Here is a 4,720-nt window from a genome sequence, read left to right as displayed (position 1 = left end):
GAAGAATTCAAACTTTATAAACCAACGTTAGAAGAGATTTTCAAAGAACAGGTAGGTAAGTAATTATGAAAAATTTTAGTACAGTATTTAATTTTGAATTAAAACAATTTTTAGCAAAAAAAGCGACAAAAGTTATTATGGCATTGTATTTCATTATAGCTATAGGTATAACATTCATACCGTCGATTGCGAACAGTAATCTGTTTAAAGGTGATAGTAACGATAATTTTACGCGTAGTGCATATGTTATAAAAGATGCAAATATTAAATTAGATGATCTAAAAGAAGCTAAAAAATACGATAGTAAAGAGGATTTAGAAAAAGACATTAAAGATAAAAAATTAGATGAAGGTATCGTCTTAACTAAAGACAGTTATGAATATTTATCTAGACAATCTATCTTTAGTAAAGATAACAGTGAATTTAAAGAAGCTTTTGGAAAAAATGTAGAAAAACTAGTCTATAAACAAAATGGTTTAGATTATGATAAAGTAACTAACGTGAAATCACATCTGCCTAAACCTGTACCTGTGAACGTAAGTGGAGATTCTGATATTCAGACTCAAGTGGTAAATGTTGTAGTAGTTTATGCTCTTACATTCATCGTTTATATGACAGTAATTCAATTTGGTAGTGTAGTTGCGACAAATGTTGTTAAAGAAAAAAGTAATAGAGCGATGGAATTACTAGTAGTCACTGTAAATCCTAGAACGCTAATTTTAGGAAAAGTATTAGCTTTATCTGTTGCGGTACTTATTCAAATGGGCTTAATCATAGGTGGTTTATTTGCAGGTCTGAAAATCAATGGTTCTAGATATAGCGATAATATTAAACATATTATAGAAAATGTAGATTTAAAAGTTCTTGGTGTCGGATTACTGTTTGCTTTGACTGGCTTTGTAATGTTTATGTTCATGTATGCGGCATTCGCTTCACTAGTTAGTAAGATTGAAGATGTCAACGGGGCGATAACTTTACCGATGTTAACATTTATGGGTGCATTCTTTGTGAACTACTATATTATGGGTTCAAGTGGAGATACTAAAATTGCAGAGATTTTATCATATGTTCCATTTACATCGTATTTTGTAATGTTTACGCGTTATGCGATAAGTCACGTTTCTATTCAAGAATTAGGATTATCTTATGGTATATTAGCTGTAACTACATTACTTGTAGCATTTGCAAGTGTTAAAGTATATAGACTAGCAACATTAAGATATGGTCAAAAATTAAACTTCTTCAAATTATTATTTGGGAAGTAGGAGAAAATAAAATGAAACAACAACACATATTAGATTATCTAGTATATGTTGTTGTTTTTATACTTAAGTTAGTTGTTTATAAATTAACTTGTAGTATTACTTATTCATTGCACTTATTTTATATTTATGTTAAAATAGATATATGAAAGAGGGCACCGTTTTAAAGACGGCGACTCAAGAAAAATAGTTTTAAAAAATAACTATCTTAACGTGTCAAAGTATAAAGATGGTTATTTTTTGTCTTTAAGTACGATTATAGATACAACTAATGCTAATATTGCGACAATAAGTCCAGAAAAATTAATCATTAGCTGTAATGCTTCAAATACTGACAAAAGTCTACTCCTTTCTTCAAGATTGTGATACTTATGAGCATAAGCACCATCCCCTTTCGTAAAGTTGTAGTCGCCATCTTTAACAAGATATTTCTATCTCTAACTTCACCCTCCATCTTTGATTATATCAGATTAATTAGTGGTTATCAACGATTTTAAGAAAATAATGTGATTATTTTAATATAGTTAATAATAGTAAGAATTATATAAAAATGACAATTACATATAGAAATAATTATCGTATACAAAATAAATAAAATATAAATATTTAAAATTTAATTATACATTTAAAAAAGTGTCTTTTAGTGAACAAGAAGTAACATTCAAAAGATTCAAATTTTGAGTCTTTTCTTTTTTATTTTTAATGTATAAAAGGTTATAATTAAGTATAAAAAATTATGTGAAATAAGGAGATTATTTAATGAGTGAACTGAAAAGAACGATAGGCTTTATGCCGGCTTTTATGACGGTAATAGGTTCAGTAATAGGAGCAGGTGTGTTTTTTAAAGCTGCTGTTATTTATAAAACTACAGGGACGATGAGTCTAGGATTACTAGCGTGGGTTCTTGCTGGTATTATTACTATCTGTGCCGGTCTTACTGTTGCAGAACTTGCGGCATCTATTCCTGAAGTAGGAGGAATGGTCGTTTGGATAGAGAGAACTTATGGGAAAACTGCAGCATTCTTATTAGGATGGGCTCAGTCGGTGATTTATTTCCCTGCGATGATAGCGGCTCTTGCGGTTATCTTTTCTACACAAGTTTTAAATTTATTAAATTTAGATAAAACGTGGCATCTTCCTATAGCCATTGCTGCTGCAACATCATTAATGTTTTTAAACTTTTTAGGTGGGAAAATTGGAGGAATGATTCAGACGGTAGCTACTATCTGTAAATTAATCCCATTAATAGTAATTATTGCATTTGGATTATTCCAAAGTGATTCACAACCGTTGCAATTATTCCCTGTAGAAGCGGGGAAAGATATTTCATTCGCTAGTGGACTAGGTGGAGCTTTACTTGCTGCGATGTTTGCTTATGAAGGTTGGACGAATGTAGGAAGTATGGCAGGAGAGATGAAAAATCCTAAAAGAGATTTACCAAGAGCAATTTTCTTAGGACTTGCAGTTGTTATGGTTGTATATGTACTTATAAATGTTGCTTACCTTATGACTTTACCATTAGATCATGTTGCAGGTAATCAAACTGTAGCCAGTGATGTAGCTGCGAAGTTGTTCGGCGGTATTGGTGGTAAAATTATCACAATTGGTATACTGATTAGTGTATATGGAGCGATTAATGGATTTTCAATGGCAGGGATTCGTGTACCTTATGCAATGGCGAAGAGTGAACAAATTCCATTTAAAAATGTATGGACGAAGTTAAACAAAGGTGCTGTGCCGGTGAATGCAGGATTATTACTTTTAGTAATAGCATTCTTAATGATGTTAACTGGTAGTTTTGATATGTTAACAGACTTATTAGTATTCGTAATGTGGTTCTTCTACACGGCGACATTCCTTGCGGTAATTATACTGCGTAAAAAAGAACCAAACTTAGAAAGACCGTATAGAGTACCTTTATACCCAATAGTTCCTATAATAGCTATTCTTGGTGGGGTTTACACTTTAGTAAGTACTTTAATCTCACAAACATCGTTAGCTATGGGAGGGATAGCCTTAACGTTAATAGGATTATTATTTTATACAGAATTACATAAAAAATTTAAAAAATAATAAAAAAGAAACATCGCATATTAGAAAACCTAGTATGCGATGTTTTATTGTTATTTATTGCGTTATATGTATTTTTATGTTAAAATGAAGCTATAAAGAAGAGAGCCGTTTGCACTGACTTTACTAATAATTTCTTAACTCACTACGTTCGTAGAAATTATAGTAGTCGTAGTATAAATTATTCGTAATATTTTTCTTCAGTCTTTGACTTTGAAAAATAAACGACTAACTTAAAAGACGGTAGCTCGAATAAGATAGTTTTAATAACCATCTAACCAGCTAAAGTTAAAGATGGTTATTTTTTATTGTCGTTTTTGAACGCTGTTAAGCGCACCCCAATTGTTACAATCAATAGATTTATACCAATAATAGTTTGTACTATTTCGTAAGGTGACAATTTGCTACTCCTTTCTTGTCGGATTTTAGTGTATGCGGACATAGCACCATCCCCTTTCTAATTGAAGTAGCTACAGCAGTAGGAACTAGAAAAAGCAGATACTGACTTTTAGCATCTGCTTTTTAAGTTCCTGTTGCATACGCTATTCGTAATATTTTTCTTCAGTCTCTGACTTTGAAAAATAAACGACTACCGCAATCCTTATCGGGAGTTGTTACACTTCCTAACTTCTCTCTCCGACTTTGATTATAACAAATTAAATATAGATAATCAACTATTTACAAGGGCTGATATATCAGTGTTTTTAATTTGTTAATTATAGTAATTTTTACTCATAAATTTAATGTTATAAAGGTGTAATTTTTGAAAAAAATATCGCACATTAGAAAATCTAGTATGCGATGTTTTGGTATTATTTATTGCGTTATATATTTTTTTATGTTAGAATAAAGCTATAAAAGAGAGAGCCGTTTTAAAGACGGTGACTCTAATTAAGAATTATAAAAAATAATCATCTTAACCGGTCAAAGTATAAAGATGGTTATTTTTTATTGTCTCTTTTAAGTGCTGAGATACATACACCAACTACAGTTGAAATCAAAAGATTTACACCTATAATAGTTTGTATAATTTCAAACGCAGACAACTTACTACTCCTTTCTTCCAGATTCTGTTACTTATGAGCATAAGCACCATCTCCTTCCATAGAAAAGTAGCCACCATCCATATCGGAAGCTTTACACTCTCCAACTTCTCTCTCCGATTTTGATTATATCAAATTAAATGTAGATAATCAACTATTTACAAGGGTTGATATATCAGCGTTTTTAACTTGTTAATTATAGTAAACTTTACTCATAAATTTTATGTTCTAAAGGTGTAAATTGAGAAAAAAACATCGCATATTAGAAAACCTAGTATGCGATGTTTTAGTGTTATTTATTTCTATTTTCTAAGTAGTCTGCAATTGCGGCTACGTCTTTGTCCC

The 4,720-nt window shown here is 30.8% G+C and carries 3 protein-coding genes; 2 read left to right on the top strand and 1 reads right to left on the bottom strand.

Annotated features, from left to right (window positions below):
• The first annotated feature begins 65 nt into the window (after positions 1-65).
• A complete protein-coding gene (locus RWQ73_RS07700; protein WP_314407784.1) occupies positions 66-1,265 on the top strand; it encodes an ABC transporter permease in 1,200 nt (399 codons plus the stop codon).
• A 230-nt stretch (positions 1,266-1,495) separates the two neighbouring features.
• On the opposite strand, the gene RWQ73_RS07695 is transcribed toward RWQ73_RS07700, so the two are convergent.
• The gene (locus tag RWQ73_RS07695) at positions 1,496-1,600 is read right to left on the bottom strand and encodes a putative holin-like toxin (RefSeq protein ID WP_314160527.1); all 105 of its coding nucleotides are present in this window, start codon (positions 1,598-1,600) and stop codon (positions 1,496-1,498) included.
• 421 nt (positions 1,601-2,021) lie between these two features.
• Here RWQ73_RS07695 and RWQ73_RS07690 point away from each other — a divergent pair, with 421 nt between their 5' ends.
• Positions 2,022-3,335, top strand: coding sequence for an amino acid permease (locus RWQ73_RS07690; RefSeq protein WP_314407783.1), 1,314 nt, complete (start codon positions 2,022-2,024; stop codon positions 3,333-3,335).
• Positions 3,336-4,720 lie beyond the last annotated feature (1,385 nt).

This window comes from uncultured Gemella sp., from assembly GCF_963525875.1.
Lineage (GTDB): Bacteria > Bacillota > Bacilli > Staphylococcales > Gemellaceae > Gemella.
Note: the sequence above shows the minus strand (reverse complement) of the source record. Positions and strands in the feature narration are given on the sequence as shown.

Excerpts from the sequence above, each read along its gene's own strand:
- RWQ73_RS07700 (WP_314407784.1), top strand. The coding sequence starts at position 66 with ATGAAAAATTTTAGTACAGTATTTAATTTTGAATTAAAACAATTTTTA.
- RWQ73_RS07690 (WP_314407783.1), top strand. The coding sequence starts at position 2,022 with ATGAGTGAACTGAAAAGAACGATAGGCTTTATGCCGGCTTTTATGACG.